This window comes from Neisseria wadsworthii 9715 (genome assembly GCF_000227765.1).
Lineage (GTDB): Bacteria > Pseudomonadota > Gammaproteobacteria > Burkholderiales > Neisseriaceae > Neisseria > Neisseria wadsworthii.
In genome coordinates this window covers 893,412-916,807 of sequence record NZ_JH165159.1, presented here as the reverse complement: position 1 = coordinate 916,807, position 23,396 = coordinate 893,412, and the positions used below count along the sequence as shown (strand labels likewise).

21 protein-coding genes and 2 tRNA genes are annotated in these 23,396 nt (G+C 45.1%); 11 read left to right on the top strand and 12 right to left on the bottom strand.

Features of this window, described 5'->3' with window-relative positions; all coding sequences use genetic code 11:
- Positions 1 to 10: 10 nt before the first annotated feature.
- From HMPREF9370_RS04080 to HMPREF9370_RS04045, 8 genes are all read right to left on the bottom strand, one after another.
- Entirely contained in the window at positions 11 to 934 is a 924-nt protein-coding gene (locus HMPREF9370_RS04080; RefSeq protein ID WP_009116065.1) for a metal ABC transporter solute-binding protein, Zn/Mn family, read from the bottom strand.
- Between the two features lie 12 nt (positions 935 to 946).
- A complete protein-coding gene (locus HMPREF9370_RS04075) occupies positions 947 to 1,822 on the bottom strand; it encodes a metal ABC transporter permease (RefSeq protein WP_009116064.1) in 876 nt (291 codons plus the stop codon).
- Between the two features lie 55 nt (positions 1,823 to 1,877).
- The gene (locus HMPREF9370_RS04070; RefSeq protein WP_174262996.1) at positions 1,878 to 2,603 is read right to left on the bottom strand and encodes a metal ABC transporter ATP-binding protein; all 726 of its coding nucleotides are present in this window, start codon (positions 2,601 to 2,603) and stop codon (positions 1,878 to 1,880) included.
- Positions 2,604 to 3,075: 472 nt separating this feature from the next.
- A complete protein-coding gene (locus HMPREF9370_RS04065) occupies positions 3,076 to 4,461 on the bottom strand; it encodes an alanine/glycine:cation symporter family protein (protein ID WP_009116061.1) in 1,386 nt (461 codons plus the stop codon).
- A gap of 393 nt (positions 4,462 to 4,854) precedes the next feature.
- Positions 4,855 to 5,226: a Co2+/Mg2+ efflux facilitator ApaG/CorD gene (gene apaG / locus HMPREF9370_RS04060; protein ID WP_009116060.1), complete on the bottom strand. Its 372-nt coding sequence runs from the start codon at positions 5,224 to 5,226 to the stop codon at positions 4,855 to 4,857.
- A gap of 21 nt (positions 5,227 to 5,247) precedes the next feature.
- Entirely contained in the window at positions 5,248 to 5,742 is a 495-nt protein-coding gene (locus HMPREF9370_RS04055) for a phosphatidylglycerophosphatase A family protein (RefSeq protein WP_040667430.1), read from the bottom strand.
- Positions 5,735 to 6,691, bottom strand: coding sequence for a thiamine-phosphate kinase (gene thiL, locus HMPREF9370_RS04050; RefSeq protein ID WP_009116058.1), 957 nt, complete (start codon positions 6,689 to 6,691; stop codon positions 5,735 to 5,737). Before thiL ends, HMPREF9370_RS04055 begins: the two co-directional genes overlap by 8 nt.
- An 827-nt stretch (positions 6,692 to 7,518) precedes the next feature.
- Positions 7,519 to 8,265: an OmpA family protein gene (locus HMPREF9370_RS04045; protein WP_009116056.1), complete on the bottom strand. Its 747-nt coding sequence runs from the start codon at positions 8,263 to 8,265 to the stop codon at positions 7,519 to 7,521.
- Positions 8,266 to 8,727: 462 nt separating this feature from the next.
- Here HMPREF9370_RS04045 and HMPREF9370_RS04040 point away from each other — a divergent pair, with 462 nt between their 5' ends.
- Positions 8,728 to 9,678, top strand: coding sequence for a CysB family HTH-type transcriptional regulator (locus HMPREF9370_RS04040; protein WP_009116054.1), 951 nt, complete (start codon positions 8,728 to 8,730; stop codon positions 9,676 to 9,678).
- A gap of 78 nt (positions 9,679 to 9,756) precedes the next feature.
- Here the strand turns inward: HMPREF9370_RS04040 and fnr are convergent, their stop codons facing one another.
- Positions 9,757 to 10,491, bottom strand: coding sequence for a fumarate/nitrate reduction transcriptional regulator Fnr (gene fnr, locus HMPREF9370_RS04035; protein ID WP_040666873.1), 735 nt, complete (start codon positions 10,489 to 10,491; stop codon positions 9,757 to 9,759).
- Between the two features lie 185 nt (positions 10,492 to 10,676).
- Between fnr and hemN the strand changes: the two genes are divergently transcribed.
- The 3 genes from hemN to htpX all read left to right on the top strand — a co-directional run bounded on the left by hemN (position 10,677) and on the right by htpX (position 14,628).
- Positions 10,677 to 12,083, top strand: a complete 1,407-nt coding sequence (gene hemN / locus HMPREF9370_RS04030) for an oxygen-independent coproporphyrinogen III oxidase (protein ID WP_009116052.1) — start codon at positions 10,677 to 10,679, stop codon at positions 12,081 to 12,083.
- A 147-nt stretch (positions 12,084 to 12,230) separates the two neighbouring features.
- Positions 12,231 to 13,490 carry a glutamate-5-semialdehyde dehydrogenase gene (locus HMPREF9370_RS04025; RefSeq protein WP_009116051.1) on the top strand — a complete coding sequence of 420 codons (1,260 nt, stop codon included), beginning with the start codon at positions 12,231 to 12,233 and terminating at the stop codon, positions 13,488 to 13,490.
- Positions 13,491 to 13,785: 295 nt separating this feature from the next.
- Positions 13,786 to 14,628: a protease HtpX gene (htpX, locus tag HMPREF9370_RS04015; RefSeq protein WP_009116049.1), complete on the top strand. Its 843-nt coding sequence runs from the start codon at positions 13,786 to 13,788 to the stop codon at positions 14,626 to 14,628.
- Between the two features lie 64 nt (positions 14,629 to 14,692).
- Here htpX and HMPREF9370_RS04010 read toward each other — a convergent pair whose 3' ends face one another.
- Positions 14,693 to 16,084 carry a 3'-5' exonuclease family protein gene (locus HMPREF9370_RS04010; protein WP_009116048.1) on the bottom strand — a complete coding sequence of 464 codons (1,392 nt, stop codon included), beginning with the start codon at positions 16,082 to 16,084 and terminating at the stop codon, positions 14,693 to 14,695.
- Positions 16,085 to 16,199: 115 nt separating this feature from the next.
- Here HMPREF9370_RS04010 and HMPREF9370_RS04005 point away from each other — a divergent pair.
- From HMPREF9370_RS04005 to serB, 3 genes are all read left to right on the top strand, one after another.
- A tRNA-Arg gene (locus HMPREF9370_RS04005) sits at positions 16,200 to 16,276 on the top strand.
- A 14-nt stretch (positions 16,277 to 16,290) separates the two neighbouring features.
- Positions 16,291 to 16,365, top strand: a tRNA-Glu gene (locus tag HMPREF9370_RS04000).
- 138 nt (positions 16,366 to 16,503) lie between these two features.
- On the top strand, positions 16,504 to 17,340 hold the full coding sequence (gene serB / locus HMPREF9370_RS03995; RefSeq protein ID WP_040667429.1) for a phosphoserine phosphatase SerB: 837 nt from the start codon (positions 16,504 to 16,506) through the stop codon (positions 17,338 to 17,340).
- A gap of 53 nt (positions 17,341 to 17,393) precedes the next feature.
- Here serB and HMPREF9370_RS03990 read toward each other — a convergent pair whose 3' ends face one another.
- Positions 17,394 to 18,008 carry a glutathione S-transferase family protein gene (locus tag HMPREF9370_RS03990; protein ID WP_009116047.1) on the bottom strand — a complete coding sequence of 205 codons (615 nt, stop codon included), beginning with the start codon at positions 18,006 to 18,008 and terminating at the stop codon, positions 17,394 to 17,396.
- 208 nt (positions 18,009 to 18,216) lie between these two features.
- On the opposite strand from HMPREF9370_RS03990, the gene HMPREF9370_RS03985 reads away from it, so the two are divergent.
- The 4 genes from HMPREF9370_RS03985 to ispH all read left to right on the top strand — a co-directional run bounded on the left by HMPREF9370_RS03985 (position 18,217) and on the right by ispH (position 21,713).
- Entirely contained in the window at positions 18,217 to 18,768 is a 552-nt protein-coding gene (locus HMPREF9370_RS03985) for a TM2 domain-containing protein (RefSeq protein ID WP_009116046.1), read from the top strand.
- 118 nt (positions 18,769 to 18,886) lie between these two features.
- The gene (locus HMPREF9370_RS03980; RefSeq protein ID WP_009116045.1) at positions 18,887 to 19,573 is read left to right on the top strand and encodes a pseudouridine synthase; all 687 of its coding nucleotides are present in this window, start codon (positions 18,887 to 18,889) and stop codon (positions 19,571 to 19,573) included.
- 669 nt (positions 19,574 to 20,242) lie between these two features.
- Complete coding sequence (gene lspA / locus HMPREF9370_RS03975; RefSeq protein ID WP_040667427.1) at positions 20,243 to 20,755, top strand: signal peptidase II; 513 nt, start codon at positions 20,243 to 20,245, stop codon at positions 20,753 to 20,755.
- 22 nt (positions 20,756 to 20,777) lie between these two features.
- Positions 20,778 to 21,713 (top strand): 4-hydroxy-3-methylbut-2-enyl diphosphate reductase, encoded by a 936-nt coding sequence (gene ispH / locus HMPREF9370_RS03970; protein WP_009116043.1) that lies wholly within the window; start codon positions 20,778 to 20,780, stop codon positions 21,711 to 21,713.
- 294 nt (positions 21,714 to 22,007) lie between these two features.
- Here the strand turns inward: ispH and gap are convergent, their stop codons facing one another.
- Positions 22,008 to 23,039, bottom strand: coding sequence for a type I glyceraldehyde-3-phosphate dehydrogenase (gap, locus tag HMPREF9370_RS03965; protein ID WP_009116041.1), 1,032 nt, complete (start codon positions 23,037 to 23,039; stop codon positions 22,008 to 22,010).
- Between the last annotated feature and the right edge of the window lie 357 nt (positions 23,040 to 23,396).

Here is a 23,396-nt window from a genome sequence, read left to right as displayed (position 1 = left end):
GCACAAAAATTTATTTCATTGCACCACTCAAGGTATCTACATTATGCCGGTACATATTGATATAAGTATTGGCCGGAGCACCATTACTCAAAGCATCGGAATAAAGCTTACCGCCGATTTTCGCACCGGTTTCTTTCGCAATACGATCTATCATGCGGGTATCTTTAATGTTTTCGGTAAACACGGCTTTAATGCCCTCGCGCTTCACTTGACGGATAATTGCTGCCACTTGTTTTGCCGAAGGTTGCGCCTCGCTGCTCACGCCTTGTGGGGCAATAAATATAATGCCGTAGCGTTTGCCCATATAGGCAAAAGCATCATGCCCGGTCAATACTTTGCGCTGCGCTTTAGGCACGGCGTTGAATTTTTGTGTTGCGTAAGCATCCAGCTTTTTCAACTCTCCCTGATAAGAGCTCAGGCGCTGCTGATAATAAGTTTTGCCGGCCGGGTCGGCTTTAATCAAGGCGTCCGCCACATTGGCTGCATATTTCTGCATCAATACAGGATCGGTCCATACATGAGGGTCATATTCGCCATGATCATGATCATGATCATGATGATGGTGGCCGCCTTCTTCTCCGTGATGATGGTGGTGGCCGCCCTCCGGTATTTTTAAAGCGTTAATACCGGCAGCCGCTTCCGCATAGGCTACTTTGCTTTGTTTCACAGCTCGGGTCAGCTCGGCTTTCTCTAAACCCAAACCATTTACCAGCACCAGCTTGGCCGCGCTGATTTTTTTAATGTCCGCACTCGTCAGATGATAAGCATGCGCATCTTGATCTGCGCCAACCAGATTCTGCACCGCCACACGCTCACCGCCGATTTGTTTGGTTACATCGCCCAAGATACTGAAGCTTGATACCACAGGCAGAGGCGCGGCATGCAGCGCGCCGGATACACAAAGCGCCAAAAGACCGATTTTCCAATGTTTCATTCTTCTACTCCTTTAATAAGTATGGTGTTTCCGGCGGCGCAGCCATTTAGATACCAGCCCGCTTTCCCAACCGAAAACAATAGAAATCAAGTAAAACGCGCCGCACCACAAGATAATCGCGGGGCCGGAAGGTATTTCCACATAATATGAAAACAGCAAACCTCCGATACCGCACAATAATGCGAACACACTGGCTAAAAACAGCAACATCCCCATATTTCGCGCCCACAAGCGCGCGGTAATCGCGGGCAACATCATCAGCCCCACCGACATCAAAGTGCCCAAAGCCTGAAACCCTGCCACCAGATTCATCACCACCAGCACCAGAAATATCAGATGCCATAAGCCGCCTTTGCCGTTTACCGCTTTCAAAAACAGCGGATCTATGCTTTCTAGCAGCATGGGGCGGTAAATCACGGCCAATGTGATGATGGTAACGCTTGCGCTTATTGCCACAAGCTGCAAAGCAAGCAAATCCACCGCCAGAATTGAGCCAAACAAAAGATGCAGCAAATCGATATTACTGCCGCTTTGGCTCACCAACACCACACCGATGGCCAAGCTGCTCAGATAAAATGCAGCGAAGTTTGCATCTTCTTTCAAATTAGTAAAACGGCTTACCAAGCCGGCCAACAGCGCCATCATCAACCCGGCGGTAAAACCGCCCAAGCTCATGGCCGGCATGCTCAAACCGCCCAGCATGTAACCGACGGCCGCACCGGGAAGCACGGCATGGCCGAGCGCATCGCCAACCAAACTCATCCGCCGCATAACCAAAAACACGCCGACCGGCGCGCCCGATAAAGCAAGAAACACTACCGAAGCCAGCGCATAGCGCATAAAGCCGAATTCGGCGAAAGGGGCAACTAATAATTCGTATAAATTCATGTTTTAGCAGGTTTCAGACAGGCATTGGACCATGCCTGTCTGAAACCGTTCTATCTCACACGGCGCACCACTCTGCACCTTCGGTTTTCTGCATCAACTCAGCCGCCTTTTGCAAATAAGCATCAGTCAGCACTTCTTCTGTTTTGCCTGCCGCTACTTTTTCCCGCGCCACCAAAAGTGTGTTCGGAAAATAAGCCCGTACCTGCTCATAATCGTGCAACACGGCAATCACGGCCTGCCCTTCTCGGCTGCACTGCTTCAAAACGTCCAACAGCGCATAAGTCGTGCGCGCATCCACAGCATTAAACGGTTCGTCTAGCAACAAAAATTTGGCATTCTGCACCAGCATGCGGGCAAACAGCACGCGCTGGAATTGGCCGTTAGACAAATGGGCAATCTGCCGGTGGGCAAATTCTTCCATACCCACACGCTTGAGCGCATCCATCACGCGTGCTTTTTGCGAGGTATTAACCCGGCCGAAGAAGCCGATTTCATACCAAAGCCCTAAAGCCGCCAGCTCCAGCACAGTCATCGGCTGATTGCGGTCGATATCAGATTGCTGCGGCAGATAAGCAATATCTTTCCGGCTCATGCCCTGCCATTTGATGCTCCCCGTATCTGCCTTGAGCAGACCCATAATGGCCTTAAGCAAGGTCGACTTACCCGCTCCGTTAGGCCCGAAAATTACCCACATCGAACCGGCATCAAATTCCATGTCAATATGATGTACGGCAGGTTTTCGATGATAGCTCACCGTAAGATTATGGATACAGATACTCATTCGGCCACTGCCCAAAAATACACGCCCCATAAAAACATCAAGGCACAGACTGCCAGTAATAAGCGCTGGATCAGGCCGGTTAATAAAAGATTCATTGTTTGTATCAATATTTTGATAGCATATGCCTGTCTGAAAACAAGCCTCTGCAAGTTAAAGTTACCAAGTTAAACAAGCGGCACCACTCATTCTTTCAACTATGGAGCCGCTTTTTTTGAGTATTGCGAACAAGAAGTTTAACGTTTTTATACAGCCATCACATTTTCGCCTGCTTCCACAGCTAAACCGCTTTAACCAACGGCAGCGCTTTATAGCTGATTTACGGGCTTACTGCCGCTTCTTAAAACTCACTCGTCATAAAAACACAACAAAGATGAAATGATACTGTATAACATTTTGCTTGTAAATTACGCAGCCCAACAATAATGCCTGTCTGAAAGTATTCAGACAGGCATTCATCCAATATTGATTCAGACTACGGCAACTCACCGCTTGCACGTTTTGCTTTAAAGTCTTTGGTTTCCTTCACAATCACGCCCGATAAAAACACCAGCGCAATCAGGTTAGGCACAGCCATCAAACCGTTGAAAGTATCTGCTGCCGCCCATACCAAATCCAGACTCGCCACAGTACCAATCATAACGCTGGCTACATAAATCACACGATAAATATTGGCAGATCGATCGCCAAACACATAAGCCGCACACTTCTCGCCGTAATAACACCAGCCGAGAATCGTAGAATAAGCGAAAAAAATCAAACCAATTGTTACAATCCAACCACCCGGCCCGGGCAGCAGCAGATCAAAAACCTTACCTGTTAACACAGCGCCGGTAATGGCTTTACCGTCTTCACCCAGCAAAGGGGTAAATTCGGAACCTTGGGTCAAGCCCATTACCAACACAATACCTGTAATCGAGCACACCACGATGGTGTCCAAAAACGTACCCGTCATAGAAACAAGAGCCTGCCGCACAGAGTGGTCGGTTTTGGCAGCCGCAGCCGCAATCGGCGCCGAGCCCATACCCGCCTCATTTGAAAACACACCACGTGCCACACCATAGCGGATAACCGTACCGATTGCGCCGCCCGCAATCGCTGCCCCTGAAAACGCATCGCTCAAGATCAGGCCTACGGCGGGCCCCACTTTATCCAGATTCAGGGTAATGATTACCAAACCGCCTGCCACATACAGCACAGCCATTATCGGCACAATCAACGACGAAGCCGTAGCGATACTACGAATACCGCCAAGCACCACAATAGCAGTCAACACAGTCAAAATCACGCCGGTATAAACCTGATCCACACCGAAGCTCGAATGTACAGCTTGCGCCACAGAGTTGGATTGAACCGAGCTGCCAATGCCAAACGAAGCAATCGTCCCAAACAAAGCAAACAAAAGAGCGAGCCATTTTTGCTTCAATCCATGCTCAATATAATACATCGGCCCGCCAGACATCTCGCCTTTGGCATTGATAATACGGTATTTCACCGCCAGCACGCCCTCGCCATATTTGGTTGCCATACCAAAAATCGCGGTAATCCACATCCAAAATACTGCACCCGGGCCGCCCATAATGACTGCGGTCGCCACCCCCGCGATATTACCTGTACCGATGGTTGCGGAAAGCGCTGTCATCAAAGCACCGAAATGTGAAATGTCTCCTTCATGATCCGAACCATCACCTTTTTTCGGATGCGGGAAAAAAGCCAGCTTTAAAGCATAAGGCAGCATGGAAAATTGCAAACCAACCAAACGGATGGTCAGCAATATGCCTGTACCAACCAGCAATGCCAACATTACCGGCCCCCAAACCCAGCCGCCTACCATATCAAAAAAATTCTTCAGGCCTTCCATTGTTCCTCCTGAGCAAAATTCTCTAAGTTATTGGTTATATGACGTATTTACAACAATCTACGCATGAAAATCAAATCTACTTTAAATAGAATAAGCGGCAAACCAAGTATAAAAGCTGTTTTAAAATAATTTAGCGATAATCTGCCGAAAGCACTAAATTGTCACGCCAACCATTTAGCACGCATCAATCATTCAATGTACAACCTTCCGAAAGCACAGAATATCTACGCGCCCTAAACACACATTCACATCATTTCAGCACAAGAAATTAACTAATGCAAGCTTAAATTAACTTTTAGTTACAGAGCATGATACAGATAAAGGCTGTCTGAACATTTTCAGACAGCCTTTCCGACTCACCAGTAAAGTATTTACTTCTTAAAAATCAAATTATTACTGCAACATAATATTGGCTTTCAAATCAAATTCCGGAATCTGTACCGTAAACCGCCCACCCATATCGTCTTCAAATTCATAATACCCTTTCATGCTGCCCCACGGCGTAGAGAGATGGGTGCCGCTGCTGTATTCAAAATCGTCTCCCGGGTAAAGCGTCGGTTGCTCGCCTACAACACCGGCACCGGATACTTTCTCCACCTCACCGTTTGCATCGGTGATTTCCCAGAAACGGTTTTTCAGCGTAACGGTTTCACCACCATGATTACGAATCTTGATATGATAAGCAAATATATAACGATCTTTGATTAAATTACTCTGATCTGCTAAATAGCGTGGTTCAACAATCACTTCTATAGAATTTTCCATCTCAATCGTTCTCCCTATTTTTCAGACAGGCATCATCAGCTGAACCGCTTGTAATACCAATATAGCAAACAGTCCGGCAATTACATCATCCAGCATAATACCCAAGCCGCCATGCACACGTCGGTCAAACCATTTAATCGGCCAAGGTTTCAACATATCAAACAATCTGAACACCACAAATGCAACGAGCCACCAACTTAAACTTTGCGGCACCCAAGCCAGTACCAGCATCATCGCAACAATCTCATCCCACACGATTCCGCCATAATCCTGAATGCCTAATTCCCGTTCGGTCACATTGCAAATCCAAACACCAAGCACAAACAGCACCAAACAAACCGAAGACAATCCGACCGCAGACAAACCAGAGGCCATCAGCAAATAAGCTACTGGCAATGCGGGCAATGTGCCGAACGTACCCGGCATAAACGGTGCCAAACCGGTTCCAAAACCAAATCCTAAAAAGCATACAGGCCGCTGCAAAAGCCAACGCAAGCTCGGTTTAAACTCAGCCAAAATGATCAAACCCCGTTTTATGCAAATGAATTTCACCACCTGCATCATCTAAAATACGCAGTTTAGTGCCTTTAATAATCTTGCCGATACGCGAAAGCTGTGTACCGGAAGCTTCTCCCGCAGCCAAAATCTGCGCCCTTACTGCCTCAGGAGCAGTAAACAACAACTCGTAATCATCTCCACCGCTCAATTGCCACGCACGAATTTGTTCAACAGGTGCACAACCACGTAAAGCCGGCAATATAGGAACACGGTCAGCCCAAAGCTCGGCACCCACCCCGGAGGCTTTCAAAATATGTCCCAAATCCTGAGCCAGCCCATCAGAAATATCTTGAGCCGCATGTGCAAGCAACAATAATTCCCGTCCCAAAGCTACCCTCGGAACCGGCCTCAGATATTTCTGCCGACACTCTTGCCAAACCGCTTCAGGAAAAACAACCTTTCCTAAATAACCGTCCAAAGCCGCCGCAGCCATACCCACTTGGCCGGAAACCCAAACATCATCTCCGAGCTTGGCTCCCGAACGCTTTAATGCCTGCCCTTGCGGCAATTCGCCTATGATGGTGATATTGAATGTCAAATTCCCTTTTGTCGTATCACCGCCAATCAAGCTTATATCGTATTGACTTAATTTCTCGAATAAAGTGCCGCAAAATTTATTCAGCCATAGCATATCTAACTCAGGAAAAGCAGCACTCAGCAAAACCCAACGTGGGGTTGCCCCCATCGCAGCCATGTCCGAAACATTAACGGCCAAAACTTTATGCGCTATGTCTTCAGGAGCAGCATCTGCAAAGAAATGCTTACCTGAAATCAACATATCGCTACTGAAGCACAAATCATATCCTGCACGCGGCCGCACGATTGCCGCATCATCACCAATACCCAACAACACATCATCATCGTGTTGCCGTACCAAAAAATTATAAATAAATTCAAACTCTGTCATCGCCTGTCACTTCAAAAGTGTAAAAATGATTGTGGTTCAGGTGCTGATTCATCAAGAATCCAGATACCTGTCTGAAATGTACATTGAGCAGATGGTTATTCAATTAATTCGATAATTATAGTTATTAAAATCATAACAAAATAGCAGCTTGATATACTAGAACACCCTACACTTGCTCATTGCGATGCCTGTCTGAAACCATCTTTCAGATAGGCATTCACATAATTTCAAATACGTACCGCCATACGCTTGTAATCAAGACCTTTCATTTTAGGATCATATAGATAACCAGCAGCAAACCCCAGATTGTTCGTTAGTTTCCTGTTTATTTCACTATAGTAAGTAAACCCAAATTTAATCTAATAAACCGACTCCATTATTTTCCTAAAACAATGCGACCATAACATATATTCAATATGTTCCACTCATGATAAATAAGTTCCGCATACTATCACACTGTTATAGCATTACATTACTTTTTAAAAGCCAAGCCCGCAAACAATATCGATTAACACGGAAAGACTAAACAATATTTTAAAATCGTTCGATTTGAGAGCTATAGTCAATCAACTTAACTTTACCACGGAGTTACTGTGCCTTAGCTCAATAAAGAACGATTCTGTAAGCTGCTAAAGCAGCAACCAAAACAGTCCCGTACTACTTGTACTGCCTACGGTTTACTGCCTTCTATCAAAAATGTGTTGATTGACTATATCGAATGCCTGTCTGAATCGAATGCCTGTCTGAAAATCTGATTGGATATTGCTGTTTTTCAGACAAGCGTAAAAAAACCCTGCAAATGCAGGGTTTTTAATACTTAACAAATATTACGGACGAGTGAAGCCGTGATATTTATTATTTTGAGGATGCCAGCCAGCATCTACATCAGAGCGCTCACCTTGAGCAGCTTGACCTTCAGAAACTTGTTTGGTTACTAAAGTACGAATCTTAACATCTACGCGACGGTCAGGCTCAATACATGCAATCAGAGCAGCACGACGTTTCGCTTTAGATACTTTTTTGCCCAATTTAGCTACTTCAGCTTCACAAGTAGCAGTCATTCGAGCTTGAGACTCACCCAAGCCAACAGCGCTTACTTTAGAGGCAGCTACACCGCGGTTAACTAAGTAGTTAGCCACAACGTTAGCACGCTCTTGAGAAAGGTTTTGGTTGTATTCGTCAGAACCCATGAAGTCAGTATGACCTTCAACGCGCACACCTTCAACGCGGGCGTCAGACAGGCGGGTTGCCAAGTTGTTCAGAGTTTCGGTGGCTTCAGCACGCAGAGTGTATTTATCGAAGTCAAACAGGAATTTAGCAGACAGGGCTACTGTTTCTTCTTCGTACTGAGGTGCAACAGGAGCAGCAGCAACAGCGTCACCACATTCTACACGGCCTTGGGCGTCTTTATCGAAATAACCGTCACGCCAGCACTCACCATAGTTGTTGCGCACAACTTCATGAGATTCGCGGCTGATTACATAGCCGTCTTTACCGTGCGGTTCGCTTGCCATAGCGTTGCCAGAAGCGATAGCGGCAACGATCAAAGCACCTAATTTAAGCTGTTTGGTCATTATTATTCCCTCATCTAAAGATTGCCGTACAACAACAAGCCCTCCGGCTTTTGCTGCACATCACAATATACAGGCCACAGCACTCTGCCGCAGCAATTCGGATATTTCAGGTTTGCACTATAAAGAAGCCAAGCACAAACTGTCAATAGCGAATGTTTTATACGACTGCTTAAAAGCCCGCTTCCTAGTTATGAACTATGCCGAAAAATCAACTTCGTGTCATTTATTTAAAGGCAAATCAACCGACATTGCTTACAGCAGTTGCACAAAAGCAACATCAGCGTAATGCTTTTTTCGTAAAACTGTGTTTTAGTTGTTTATATAATTTCAGAAAAAACAAACCCCTTATCAGTTTAAACCTAGGCCTCGCCGCAATCTTTCTACAAAATATGCTACAGTGATTTCCGCTTTGTCGTATAAAGCCTACAAAGCTTTATTCATTCAACTTTTTCTCACGCCATCATGAAATTACAACAACTGCGCTATGTATTGGAAGTTTACCGTCAAAACCTTAATGTCTCAGCCGCAGCTGATGCTCTTTTTACCTCGCAACCAGGCGTTTCCAAACAAATTAGGTTACTAGAAGAAGAGCTTGGCGTTCAAATTTTTATTCGCAGCGGCAAACGCATCATATCTGTATCGCCGCCCGGGAAAGCTGTGTTGGTATTGGCTGAGCGTGTATTACATGATGTACACAATATTAAAAATATCGGCAAAGAGTTTACCGATCACAACAGCGGTATTCTGACCATAGCCACCACACACACACAAGCCCGCTACGTTCTTCCTTCAATTATTGCAGAATTCGTTAAGAAGTACCCTAAGGTACAGCTTTCAATCAAGCAGGGCAGCCCATCTGCATTGGCACAGATGGTTTTGTCGGGTGAAGCAGACTTTGCCATTACAACAGAGTCACTTGATAGCTTAGATGAGCTACGCAGCATCCCTTGCTCAAAATGGACTCACGGCATCATAATTCCTGACGGACACCCTCTACTCAACACTGCTGCCACCATTCGGCTACAAGATGTGGCGGCTTATCCGCTGATCACTTATGAATTTGCATTCAACAGTAATTCATGTATTTCACATGCTTTTAACAAAGCAAAAATCGAGCATCCAAATGTTGTGCTGGCAGCTGCAGATACAGATGTATTAAAAACCTATGTCAAGCTCGGTTTGGGCATTGGCATTATGGCTCAAATGGCATTCGATCCTGACAACGATCAAGGATTGCAGATGATAGACGCATCTCATCTGTTTGAGTCTTCTTACACGGCGATTACACTTCGACCGGACTCTTATTTACGTGGCTACACCTATGAGTTTATCAATATGTTCTCTCCCGGGCTGACTAGAGAAAAAATTGATAAATTACTTTATGAGCCTATTGAAGAAGACTTCTCCATTTAAGTAATAAAACCATGCGATAACAAAAAATGCCTGTCTGAGATTTTTCAGACAGGCATTGTTAACGTAATTAACCTACATCTACTCTACTGCATGTACACAACCTGAAACCATCTTCTTAAGCGCCTCGGGATTTAAAAGCTTGATGTGCTTATGTTCTACCTGAACCAATCCTTCATGATGAAACTTAGACAGCGTTCGACTTACTGTTTCTAACTTTAAGCCCAAATAGCTACCTATCTCTTCACGCGACATGCGGAGAATAAAATCATTGGCTGCAAAACCGCGCACCTGCAAACGCTGAGAAAGATTCAATAAAAATGCAGCAATCCGTTCTTCTGCACGCATATTTCCCAAAAGCAGCATAACACCCTGATCTTTCACAATCTCACGACTCATCAAACGCAAAAAATGAGTTTGCAGGCTAGGGATTTTCTTACCCAATTCTTCCATATGCGCAAAAGGCAGCTCACATACTTCGCTGTCTTCCAAAGCAACTGCGTCGCAGCTATGAATATGCGAGCAAATACCGTCCATCCCGATTAATTCACCCGACATAGAAAAGCCGGTTACCTGATCGCGCCCATCCTGGCTGGCTACAGTTGTTTTAAAAAAGCCCGTTCTGATGGCATAAAGCGAAGTAAACGCCTCCCCGGTGCGAAATAAATATTCGCCTTTTTTCAAACGGCGGCTTTGCTTGATAACCGAGTCTAACTGCTCAAATTCAGCAGGAACCAAACCTACCGGCATGCACAGTTCGCGCAAAGAGCAAGAAGAGCATAAAGTCTTAATTGCTGGATTCGTGTGTGTAGTCATAATGCATACCCGTTTCACGGTTTAAATAATTGCTCATTTATTATCGCTTTGTTTATATGTACTTGACTCAAGTCAATGCTTTTTATTCATAATAGCCGCATTCTATCAAACGGGTTTCCCTTTGACTATGGAAAACTCCCTACCAATCATCAAAAACATTTATCGCTCACAATAAAACCTTTTAAATGAAAATCATAACAATTCATAACCACACGCTACCCGTGTTTGACCGCCAGCTTATCGCCAGCCTTCCGGCCAGCGGCCCACGTTACACATCTTATCCTACTGCAGACCGCTTCGATTCTAGTTGGAGTGAACAGGACTATATTTCAGCATTAGCAACAAAGCAGGAAAACACCCCTAATAAAGCTTTATCGCTCTACATCCACATACCATTCTGCAATACCATCTGCTACTACTGCGGCTGCAACAAAATCATCACCAAAGACAAGGCACGCGCCGACACTTATATCCAATATCTCGAACGCGAGCTGGGGCTCTTGGCACCACACTTAAAAGGCCGCCGCCAACTCGCTCAGCTCCACTTTGGCGGCGGCACGCCTACATTTCTGAACGATGACCAAATTGAACGCGTGTTTGCCATGATAAGCAAACACTTTACCTTAATACCTACGGGTGAATATTCAATAGAAATCGACCCTAGAAAAGTCAGCCGCGACACCGTATTTCATTTAGGTAAACTCGGTTTTAACCGCATGAGCGTAGGCATTCAAGATTTTGACCCTAAAGTGCAGCAAGCCGTCAACCGTATCCAAACAGAAACCGAAACCCGTGAAGTAATTGAAGCCGCGCGCGAAGCTGGATTCAAGTCTATAAGTGTTGACTTAATCTACGGTCTACCTCAGCAATCACTCAAGAGCATCAAGCCGACCATTGAAACTGTACTGTCACTCGACCCCGATCGACTGGCACTATACCATTATGCCCACTTGCCTCATATTTTCAAACCACAGCGCCGTATCGATACCGATGCCGTGCCTGACAGCGAAGAAAAGCTCGATATTCTGCAATATGCCGTACAAACCCTAACCGCGCGTGGCTACGAGTTTATCGGCATGGATCACTTCGCCAAGCCGACAGACGAACTGACCATTGCTCTACACGAAGGCCGCCTGCAACGTAATTTTCAAGGCTATTCAACCCACGCCGATTGCGATCTGATTGCCATAGGCGTATCCAGCATCGGCAAAATCGGTAGCATTTACGCTCAAAACGAGAAAGATATCGATGCCTACTATGCTGCTCTCGACGCAAACCGCCTACCCATTATGCGCGGCTACCAACTTACCCAAGACGACATTCTGCGGCGCCAAATCATCCAAGACCTAATGTGTCGCTTCTCACTTGATTTTTCTGAATACCAAGAGCAGTTCGGCATCCAGTTCGAAGAATATTTCGAGCAAGAGCTTCAAGACTTAAACCAAATGGCACAATTAGGGCTGCTGCACCTTGATACCGGCAGCCTTACCGTCAGCCCCAAAGGCCGCTTTCTCATCCGTAACATTGCCATGATATTCGATTACCACTTGCGGCATCGCGAAACAAAAGTGAGATACTCACAAACCGTATAACCTGCAATAACTTAATGCCTGTCTGAAACTTTTTCAGACAGGCATTGTTCATATTAAGCTTTTCAGCTACAGCACAGCCCTGTTTGCAAATCATTCGGATTTCTATAATATTGATGCAAAGTCGATCAACAGAAATAGAGATACTCCATGCAAAGCATACAAGATTATGTCCACGCCAAAGCAAAGGCGGCCAAAGAGGCCTATTATCAACTCGCTGCAGCCACAACCGCACAAAAAAATGCCGCCCTTTTAAATGTGGCAGAGCTGATTAAACAACACGAAGATGCCATTCTTGCAGCCAACGCGGAAGACTTAAAAGCAGCCGAAGCCAAAGGATTGGACGCCGCTTTGCTTGACCGCCTGAAGCTCACGGGCAACACGATAGAGAGCATGTGTGAAGGCCTGCGCCAAATTGCCGCCCTCCCCGATCCGGTTGGCGAGATGGACGAATTCCGCACTCGTCCAAACGGTTTGCAAATCGGAAAAATGCGCGTTCCGCTCGGCGTAATCGGCATTATCTACGAATCCCGCCCGAATGTTACCGTTGACGCAGCCGCATTATGCTTGAAATCAGGCAATGCCTGCATATTGCGCGGCGGCAGCGAAGCGTTCAACAGCAACACGGCCATCGCCAAACTCATCACACAAGCATTGCAGGTCAACGGGTTGCCGGCGGCGGCTGTCGGATTCATTGAACATACCGACCGAGAAGGCGTAGGCACCATGTTACAAAGCCCTGATTTGATTGACGTCATCATTCCCCGGGGCGGCAAAAATCTAGTGGCACGCATTTCCGCAGAAGCACGCGTGCCGGTCATAAAACACCTCGACGGCATATGTCATGTTTATATAGACCAAGCAGCAGATAAAGAAAAAGCCATAAACATCGCATTCAACGCAAAAACCTCCCGCTACGGCACATGCAACACTATGGAAACCCTATTGATACATCAAAACCGCGCCCAAGAAATATTGCCGGTTTTAGCGGAAAAATACACAGAAAAAGGGGTTGAGCTACGCGGCTGCACGCGCACATTATCTATATTAAACAACATCAAAGCCGCAACAACCGAAGATTGGGACACGGAATACCTCGCACCGATATTGGCCATAAAAATTGTCGATGACATGGCCGAAGCCATTGCCCACATCAACACCCACGGCAGCCACCACACCGACAGCATTGTTACCGAATCCTACACCGACGCCCAAACATTCCTGCGCCTGGTCGACAGCGCCAGCGTAATGGTCAACGCCTCTACCCGTTTTGCAGATGGCTTTGAATATGGATTAGGGGCGGAAATCGGCATTTCCACCGATAAAATCCACGTCCGCGGCCCTGTGGGCTTACAAGGATTAACCAGCCAGAAATGGGTTGTTTTAGGCAACGGACAGATTCGCAGATAAGCATCTTCCCTTTAGAAGATAACAATGCCTGTCTGAAAATGCTTCAGACAGGCATTGTTATGATGTTTGAGTTTAAGTCATTTTAAATTCAAACAACAAAATATATAGCAGCGAAACCACGCAATACGAAGTCATGAAATGATAAGGTTTTACAGCTTATAGACAACAAAACAACAAACTCCGTGCAAATTTGCATACCTTTGCCCAAACCATGCTGTTTCTTTTGAATGGTTTTTGCGAAAATAGCCACACTGTTTTGAGCTAAAGCAATACACATATTCAAGAAGGGAAACTTGTGAAACGCATTTTCTTATTCCTGCTGACCAACATCGCCGTTTTGGTGGTAATCAGCATTATTCTAAGCATATTAGGTTTAAACGGTGATCCAAACAACACGGCCGGGCTGCTTGCCTTTTCTGCCGTCATTGGTTTTACCGGCTCAATCATCTCACTTCTGACATCCAAAATGGTTGCCAAACGATCCGTTGGCGCCGAAGTGATTACCCAACCGGAAAACGAGCTGGAAGCATGGCTGCTCAAAACTGTGGAAGCCCAAGCCCGCCAATGGAATATACAAACACCAGAAGTGGCCATTTACGACTCTCCCGAGCCAAACGCATTCGCCACCGGCCCAAGCAAAAACAATTCGTTAGTGGCCGTCAGCACTGGTTTGCTGAACCATATGACCCGTGACGAAGTTGAGGCCGTCCTCGCACATGAAATGGCACACGTCGGCAACGGCGACATGGTTACACTTACCTTAATCCAGGGCGTGGTCAACACTTTTGTGATTTTCCTCTCACGCATTATTTCCAACATAGTTGCTACCAATGACCGAGGCGAAACCAGCGGCGGCATCTATTTTATTGTCAGCATGGTCTTACAGATTTTATTTGGCTTTTTGGCCAGCATTATCGTGATGTGGTTTAGCCGCCAACGCGAATACCGGGCAGATGCCGGTGCCGCCAAACTGGTTGGCACGCCTAAAATGATTGCCGCTTTGCAACGCCTTAAAGGAAACCCCAGCGATCTCCCTCAAAATATGACAGCTATGGGCATCGCAAGCGAAGCCAGAGATTCGCTTCTAAGCACACACCCAAGCTTGGATAACCGTATCGCCCGTTTGCAAAACATGTAAGCTTGAAATATTAAATGCCAGTCTGAAAAGTATTCAGACTGGCATTTTTAATACTAAACAGATTCTAGCCCAACATTTTCACTACGCGGCTACCCAATTTAAATTTCATTTTCAGCAAAGTAGGCAGCCCCTCATCAAAATACCAACTGCCGTCGGGTAGTGACAACGCACCGCCTGCGCAACGAAACGTTACACATTGCCCATTTAAAACATCTGTTTCCGTTATCTCTATATCATGCATGCGCCCCCAATCAGCAACGGGCAGTAATCCAGCGTGCGCCAACACACGCTCGTTATGCAAGGATTTTCCACCTTCCGAAGCGCAACTGCCTTCACATTTCCCCGCCACCATCGCCGGACACGGCATATCCCGCGCATACGTTTGCGGTAAAATGTCCAACACGGAAGGGCACAAACCCATTTCCGCCGCCCATGCCGTTAACGCTCTTTTGGCAGATTTTTTGTGCAAAAACAAACCATAAGGTTTCTGGATATGTTTACCGGAGCGCAACGGTTCGACTTTTGCTTGCAATTCCCCCGTTTCACTCTCACGGAAACGCACAGTCAAATAAGTTTTTGTACCCTGTTCATGTCTCAACCCATATTCCTGAGCCAACTGTGCCTTCAACCACAAAGCATGCAAGCCGCCCACAGCAGGGATAAAACGCACAGCCGCCGCCTGCACCGCATGATCCGGTTTGGTCAAATGCAGATAAGAGGCCACTTCAGAAAAAGCGTGTTCATGCTCAATAAGATGAAGCGCCCGCCCGCCTTTGTCCAACCAAATCAGCACACCGTGGCGATCCGGTAACGCATACAACTGATCAGCCAAATCAGAGGATAACCATGCAGGCAACATTTTCGGATGCATCAACGCCCTGCTTCGTGCCTCAAACTCTTGCACACCACACTCACATAAGGCTTTTTCCAAAAACTCAGCCAATGCCAACACATCAGCCATCGCGCGGTGACGCTGCTCCATCACAATACCGCAGCGCTCAATAATACTGTCTAAATTATGTTTATGAAATTGCGGATAAAGTTTGCGGGAAAGCTGAACCGTGCACAAAGCAGGTGCAGCAAAATCTATGCCCGCACGCTGGAACTCATGGCGTAAAAACGTATAGTCAAACCGGCTGTTGTGCGCAACCACAACTGCACCTTGCAAAAACGGCAACAACTCTTCCGCCAATACGGCAAACCCAGGTGCATCTTTAACCATCTCATCATCAATACCCGTCAGGCCGGTAATAAATGGAGGAATCGGCCTCTGCGGATTAACCAGCCACTCACGCCGCATCACTTTGCCCTGTTCAAAACGGAGCATCGCAACTTCCGTGATACGGTCAGTCAGCATATTGCCGCCCGTAGTTTCCAAGTCCACAATCACTACCGGCCGCTCCAAACGGGCAAATGCAGATACCAACAAAGGCCACCTGCACATCAAGTCCGACATAACTAAATTTCCATGAAATTCAAACAACAACCGCGTATTCTACCTTTTCTTCAAAATTTTCGCGACAAAATAGTTGACAAGCATCAGCCCAGTCCATAAAATAACGTTCTTTCTCGCACCCGTAGCTCAGTTGGATAGAGTATCTGGCTACGAACCAGAGGGTCGGGCGTTCGAATCGCTCCGGGTGCGCCAAAATTAAATTATCCGCGCCCATCGTCTAGCGGTTAGGACATCGCCCTTTCACGGCGGTAACCGGGGTTCGATTCCCCGTGGGCGTGCCAAACATTGAAATCCCTGAACCATTGGTTCGGGGATTTACTTTATTCGGCGCAGCAAAGCCATTTTTCCCGCCAACAACAACCATATTTTTCAGACAGGCATTAGGCTATAATCCGCCTTATTTTTTGAGCTTATTTATCATGTCTTACGCCCTCGTTCTCCAGCACCCATCCATTGAATCCCGTGAACTAAGCCGGCTCGCCCGCTATGTTACCTTGCCTCCACCACACAATCACACCAGCATACGGATTCCCGTATCAGCCGAATTTTGCCTGCCAGCTGATATTGCTGAAGATTTAGACACACAAAAAATCGATTTTGCCATATTGCCCGACATGAGATTTGAAGAACTCGGGCTGATTGTGAGCGATATGGATTCCACTCTGATTACGATTGAGTGTATTGATGAAATAGCGGCCGGAGTAGGTTTAAAAAACGAAGTTGCCGCCATTACGGAACGCTCCATGCGCGGAGAATTGGATTTCGAACAATCCTTGCGCCAACGTGTAAGCTTGCTCAAAGGCTTAAAAGAGCAAGTATTGCAACAGGTTTACGACCAAATATTACAGCTTTCCCCCGGGGCCGAATACCTTTTGGCAGAATGTAAAAAACATAACGTGAAATTTATGCTGGTATCCGGCGGCTTCACCTTCTTTACCGACCGTCTGAAAAGCCGACTCGGCTTAGACTATGCCTATGCAAACGAACTAAGCAGTATTAATGGCATATTAAACGGCCAACTTGAAGGCCGCATCATTGATGCCCAAGCCAAAGCCAATCTGCTCATTGAGCATCGCAACGCTCTCGGATTAGACGCCAAACAAGTATTAGCAATAGGCGACGGCGCCAATGATATCCCAATGCTTGAAGCTGCCGGCATCGGCATAGCCTATCGCGCCAAACCCAAAGCACAAGCTCATGCCGATGCACGCATTAACCATCATGGCTTAGAAGCAGTACGTGGCTGGTTTGTATAAATTATTTTAATAAACAATGCCTGTCTGAAATTTCAGACAGGCATTGTTTACACTCAAAGCAAGCCCTGCTTACTCAAAGCATTCTGCACACCTTCGTCAAATTCCATATGCAGATAAAAATCTGTAAATGCAGGATACAAACTCAAATCCAACCCTAAAGCTTTGGCCCAACGCAAGGTAACATAAAGATACACATCAGCAATTGTTTTCTCTCCAACCAAAAAAGGCTGTTTGCTCAATACTTCATGCGGATAAGCATATAACATCGTAACTCTGCCTGCAGCCACGGCACGCAACTTCGCCTGTTCTTCTTCCCCATCAACAAAACGCTGCGGCGCAAATAGAGGAGCAAACGCCGGATGCAGGTCAGCATTCATAAACGCCAACCATTTTCGAGCTTGCGCCCTATTCCTCGCACTACCGCTACCCAATACTAAAGCCTGAGGATAGAGCTCATTAATATATTCCAAAATAGCGATATTTTGCGACAATGCCCAATCCCCTTCCTGCAAAACCGGCACACTCCCCATCGGATTCAATGCCAGAAATTCAGGAGATTTCATTTTATCTCGTGGAACCTCTACAGCCTGGTAATCGGCATCAGCCCACTCTAAAGCAACCTGAGGCACCAACGAACATGCTCCGGGCAAATAATATAAGGTCAACATATCTCATTCCTTGCTTTAATGACACAGTCAAAGTAGCCCGATATTTTACACTATCTGCATAATTATAAAGAGTTATAAGAAACTCGTATTCGCTCATCCAACATTTATAACATATATAAATTATTTTTAATTTGATTTTTTACTTAACTTAAAATAACATGAGTTATACATAAGAAATAAATATTCAATATTCAGAAATATATCGCTCATGAAAAATCTTTACAGTTTACTCAACTTACCTGCCGGTGCAGATTCGCAGCAAATCAGCAAAGCCCTTTCTCAAGCAACTGAACAGGAGTTACTTTCACTGAATCAATTACAAGAAATCAAAGATAATTTATCTACGCTGGTTACCAAAGCTGAATATGACTTAAAATTATTTCAAACCCATCCCGAGCTTTGGGAAACATTGGATCACATCCCAACAAGCAACACAGAATCAGCCAAAGAGGAAACTGCTACGGAAGTTGCGGATGAAAACAATTATTCAATCTTTGTTGAAGAGCGCCTCCTTTCTCCTGAAGAACAGCAGCTCCGACGAATGCGTACCATCAATAAGTCTACCTATATCATCAGCGGTTTTTTCGGTGGCGTATTTGGTTTACATCACTTGCTGATAGGAGACCGTGCTGCAGCAACCGTACATCTGATTATCTCATTAACGGTTATCGGCCTGCCCGTGATGTTTTTAAAATCTCTTATCGATATCTACAAGGCAGCCGCCCGCATTCCAGACGAATATGGCATGATACATCTTTAATTACACAATAATTATGCCGTATAGCAGGCAAGCATAATGCCTGAACGCTTATAATCCCTTTTCAGGCAGGCATTTTCTTATACAATAAGCATGTTTCATCAATAATAACCCTTCCACCATGCAACTCTTAAAATATATTCAAGCCCAAGGCATAGGCAGCCGTAAAACATGCCAATGGCTAATTGAAAACGACTGTATCGAAATCAATGGCACACTTGCAAATCAACCCAAAAGCATGATTAATCCGGATGATGTAACCAGCTTATCAATCAACGGAGAATCTTTCATCGTTATTCCGCAACCCTATTTCTACATTCTGCTCAATAAACCTGAAAACTACGAAACCTCTCACAAACCACGTGATTATCCCAGCGTATTCAGCCTGTTTCCTGAGCATATGAGGCAAGTCGGCATGCAAGCAGTTGGACGATTGGATGCGGATACCACCGGCGTGTTGCTCATTACCAATGACGGTAAATTCAACCACAACATGACTTCGCCCAAGTATAAAGTTACCAAACTATATCAAGTAACGCTCAAACATCCTGCCGACCAAACTTTATGCGACACACTAAAAGCGGGTGTATTGCTGCACGATGAAAACGAAATCGTCATCGCTGCCGATGCCGAATTGAACAACCCCACCACACTACTGCTTTCCATTACCGAAGGAAAATATCATCAAGTCAAACGCATGGTCGCAGCAGCAGGCAACCGTATTGAACAGCTGCATCGTTTGCGTTTCGGTCGCTGGGAAACCGGAAATCTAGCTCCCGGTGAATGGCGGTTCATTAATCCCGATTAAGATTCTCAAATCATTTATTAATTTAATTACTTATATTTCATACCGTTATAATTAGAATTATTCTATTTACATTGTTTAACATATTAATTTTGGAACTATTCATAGCCTACCCAGTCATACAAGCACTTACTTTTCATAGAGTAAGTAAGTGAGTAAGACGTTTTCCCCGTAATGTGTTTGGCCATCTATACTTTCCCCTTGGTATAGATGGTTTTTTTTATCTAAAAAATAACAAAAATCCACCTAAATTTCATAAGTGATTATTTTCCAATAACTTTCCTTTCATTTACGCAAGCACCAAAGATTACCAAAATTTGATCTGTGTCATTTAAACTAATTTTAAAACACCGTTTATCAGTTATTCATACCTTTAAGGTTTTTTTTGCCGATTATTCAGGAACTAATTTATTATTCGCCCTGTCTGATAGACGTTACTTGCTAACCGCAAGTAAGTGAGTAAGACGTTTTCCCCGTAATGTGTTTGGCCATCTATTTCATATCCCTTGATTTAGATGGCGTTTTTTTTGCATGTTTCACCTGCTTTTTTTAGACAGGCATCTATTCACTATTTATTTGCTTAAAAATTAAGTTTTTGATTTCATAAATTAACCCCAGCATCAAACCGAATCAGGTAAAATGGCAACCCTGATCGAATCTCAGCAAAAATATATGAATAAAACAAAACCATCCAACACACGCTATTGGCTACTTGCCCTTATCGCCGTCATTCTCGACCAAATCACCAAATTAGCAGTTATCAAAAATTTCCAGGAATATGAGCGGTTAAATATTATTCCGAACTTTTTTGATCTGACACGGGCACATAATTCCGGAGCGGCATTTAGCTTCCTGGCAGACGCCGGGGGTTGGCAAAAATTCTTTTTTATCGGTTTGGCTATTTTAATCTGCGGCTATCTGGCCAGGGAAATCATTAGAAATCAATTCAACACACTTGGAAAAATTGGCGCCTCCATGATTATCGGCGGTGCGATCGGCAATGTGATTGACCGTTTCCAACACGGCCATGTGATTGATTATTTACTATTTTATTGGCAAAACTGGCACTATCCCGCGTTTAACGTAGCTGACAGTTTTATCGTAGTCGGCGCAACATTATTGGTTATCGACGGCTTTAAAAACAGCAAAAAAGAAGCCGCTGCAAGCCCCAAAGTTATCAATTAACACACACTCAGAATATTTAATCATGGCAGACAAAACCATCATGCTGGCAAACCCCCGCGGCTTCTGCGCAGGCGTTGATCGTGCTATCAGCATTGTAGAACGCGCTCTTGAGGAATTCGGCGCACCCATTTATGTGCGGCACGAAGTAGTACACAACAAATTTGTAGTTGATAATCTTCGTGAAAAAGGTGCTGTTTTTATTGAAGATTTAGCCGAAGTACCGGAAGGTGCTACGCTTATCTACTCGGCGCATGGTGTGTCTAAAGCAGTGCAGGAAGAAGCTGAAGCACGCGGCTTTCAAGTTTTTGATGCAACCTGCCCTCTGGTTACCAAAGTGCATAAAGAAGTGGCCCGTTTGGATTCGCAAGGCTATCAAATTATCATGATTGGCCATGCAGGCCATCCTGAAGTAGAAGGCACGATGGGGCAGCTACCTGAGGGATCAATGCTGCTGGTCGAAACCGTAGATGATGTAGCTAAATTACAAGTAGCAGATCCTGAAAAACTCTCCCATGTCAGCCAAACTACACTTTCGGTAGATGAAACCAAAGATATTATTGCTGCTTTAAAAGCGCGTTTTCCCAATATCCGTAGCCCGCATAAAGAAGATATCTGCTACGCGACAACCAACCGCCAGGAAGCTGTGAAAAATCTTGCAGCCGAATGCGATATTGTCATCGTGGTTGGCTCCCCCAATTCTTCTAACAGCAACCGCCTACGCGAAGTTGCCAAATTGCGCGGTGTGGATGCTTATATGGTCGACAATGCCTCCTACCTGAAACAGGAATGGTTCAACGGTAAAAATAAAGTGGGAATTACGGCAGGCGCTTCCGCTCCTGAAGTGCTAGTCCAAGAAGTTATCCGAACCATTCAGGGTTGGGGACACAAAACCATTGAGGAAGGTGCAGGCGTGGAAGAAAGTATTGTTTTTGTGTTGCCCAAAGCTTTAAGAAAATAACCGAAATACAATTTTCGGCTAGAGCTTTGAAAACTATCATTACATAACCCAAAAATCGTAACAAAATCGATAAGACGAAAGAAACAAAATCTACCTACAACAAAATGCCTGTCTGAAAAAGGCTTTCAGACAGGCATTCTCCACTCTCCCTTATCGCTATGTTCCAATTTGATCTGAATATAGACATGCTTTTTAAGTCGGTTCACTATATATAATAAAACGATGCCTGTCTGAAAGCTTTGATTCACTTTCAGACAGGCATCCAACATTTTTAAATACGCTGTTTATTCGGTATTACACAGAAAAAGGACGCACTTCCAAGCCGAACATAACGCGCGCAGTATTCAACATCTGGCAGCTGAAGCCCCATTCGTTATCATACCAAGCAAATACTTTAACAGAGTTACCGGCAACCACTTTAGTCAGCGTCGCATCAAAAATGCTGGCTTGAGTTGTATGGTTGAAGTCCATAGATACCAAAGGCAAAGTGTTGTAGCCCAATACACCTTTCAAATAACCTTCTGAAGCCTCTTTCACAATTTGGTTAACTTCTTCAACAGAAGTATCGCGAGCGGCGGTAAACGAAAGGTCTACCAAAGACACGTTAATCGTTGGTACACGAATAGCCAAACCGTCCAGCTTACCTTTCAATGAGGGCAGCACCAAGCCTACTGCTTTGGCCGCACCGGTTTTGGTAGGAATTAGGTTTGCTACACCGCTGCGCGCACGGCGCAAGTCTTTATGGCGCACATCGGTAACATTTTGGTCATTGGTTACAGAGTGAATCGTGGTAACCACGCCTTTTTCGATACCGAGACCATCATGAAGCGCTTTAGCTACCGGAGACAAGCAGTTGGTTGTACAAGATGCATTGGATACTACGGTCATCTCAGGCGTAATCACATCATGGTTCACGCCGTACACCACGGTTGCGTCGACATCGGCTTCGCCCGGTGCGGAAATCAGTACCTTTTTGGCACCTGCTTCCAAGTGCGCTTGCGCTTTGGCTTTGCTGGTAAATGCACCGGTGCATTCAAATACCAAATCCACACCCAAATCTTTCCAAGGCAATTCTAAAGGATTACGAGTGGAGAAGAATGCAATTGTTTTACCATTGATAATCAGATTCTTATCATCATGCTTAACATCCGCATTAAAACGGCCGTGTACAGTATCGAAAACAGTTAAGTGAGCGTTGGTTTCCAAAGAACCGCTGGCATTTACTGCCACCACTTCCAATTGATCTTCCAATTTGTAATCATAGATAGCGCGCAATACTTGGCGACCAATGCGACCATATCCATTAATGGCAACTTTAATGCCCATCGTGTATTTCCTTTTTAATTTTGTTGGTTTGTACAAATTTTAATCAATCCACTGAAAGCAGAGCAAACCGGCGGAGCAAAGTAAATATAATTCAGATACACCAACACAGTTACTGCTCAAAGTGGCTTAACTATCTGCCTCATGCAGCGACCGCGCGCATTATAGCAAAAATGTAGTCAAGTGTAATTAACTTCATCATGTTTTTCCTTAGCAACCCGAAAAACATTTCAATGATTCAAAATATTACATATCAAATTAAGATATAAGCATATTAATCTTTGTGTATATTTTATAACACATTGCTACAAACAATTAGCTCAGCAAACCGAACGGTTCATACAACGCCATACACGGGCT

Coding starts and splice junctions, on each gene's coding strand:
- fnr (WP_040666873.1), bottom strand. CDS start 10,491: ATGACTACACACACGAATCCAGCAATTAAGACTTTATGCTCTTCTTGC.
- HMPREF9370_RS04025 (WP_009116051.1), top strand. CDS start 12,231: ATGCAAAGCATACAAGATTATGTCCACGCCAAAGCAAAGGCGGCCAAA.
- serB (WP_040667429.1), top strand. CDS start 16,504: ATGTCTTACGCCCTCGTTCTCCAGCACCCATCCATTGAATCCCGTGAA.
- HMPREF9370_RS04070 (WP_174262996.1), bottom strand. CDS start 2,603: ATGAGTATCTGTATCCATAATCTTACGGTGAGCTATCATCGAAAACCT.
- HMPREF9370_RS03985 (WP_009116046.1), top strand. CDS start 18,217: ATGAAAAATCTTTACAGTTTACTCAACTTACCTGCCGGTGCAGATTCG.
- HMPREF9370_RS04065 (WP_009116061.1), bottom strand. CDS start 4,461: ATGGAAGGCCTGAAGAATTTTTTTGATATGGTAGGCGGCTGGGTTTGG.
- apaG (WP_009116060.1), bottom strand. CDS start 5,226: ATGGAAAATTCTATAGAAGTGATTGTTGAACCACGCTATTTAGCAGAT.
- HMPREF9370_RS03980 (WP_009116045.1), top strand. CDS start 18,887: ATGCAACTCTTAAAATATATTCAAGCCCAAGGCATAGGCAGCCGTAAA.
- ispH (WP_009116043.1), top strand. CDS start 20,778: ATGGCAGACAAAACCATCATGCTGGCAAACCCCCGCGGCTTCTGCGCA.
- hemN (WP_009116052.1), top strand. CDS start 10,677: ATGAAAATCATAACAATTCATAACCACACGCTACCCGTGTTTGACCGC.
- HMPREF9370_RS04045 (WP_009116056.1), bottom strand. CDS start 8,265: ATGACCAAACAGCTTAAATTAGGTGCTTTGATCGTTGCCGCTATCGCT.
- HMPREF9370_RS04040 (WP_009116054.1), top strand. CDS start 8,728: ATGAAATTACAACAACTGCGCTATGTATTGGAAGTTTACCGTCAAAAC.
- gap (WP_009116041.1), bottom strand. CDS start 23,039: ATGGGCATTAAAGTTGCCATTAATGGATATGGTCGCATTGGTCGCCAA.
- HMPREF9370_RS04075 (WP_009116064.1), bottom strand. CDS start 1,822: ATGAATTTATACGAATTATTAGTTGCCCCTTTCGCCGAATTCGGCTTT.
- thiL (WP_009116058.1), bottom strand. CDS start 6,691: ATGACAGAGTTTGAATTTATTTATAATTTTTTGGTACGGCAACACGAT.
- HMPREF9370_RS04010 (WP_009116048.1), bottom strand. CDS start 16,084: ATGTCGGACTTGATGTGCAGGTGGCCTTTGTTGGTATCTGCATTTGCC.
- HMPREF9370_RS03990 (WP_009116047.1), bottom strand. CDS start 18,008: ATGTTGACCTTATATTATTTGCCCGGAGCATGTTCGTTGGTGCCTCAG.
- HMPREF9370_RS04080 (WP_009116065.1), bottom strand. CDS start 934: ATGAAACATTGGAAAATCGGTCTTTTGGCGCTTTGTGTATCCGGCGCG.
- lspA (WP_040667427.1), top strand. CDS start 20,243: ATGAATAAAACAAAACCATCCAACACACGCTATTGGCTACTTGCCCTT.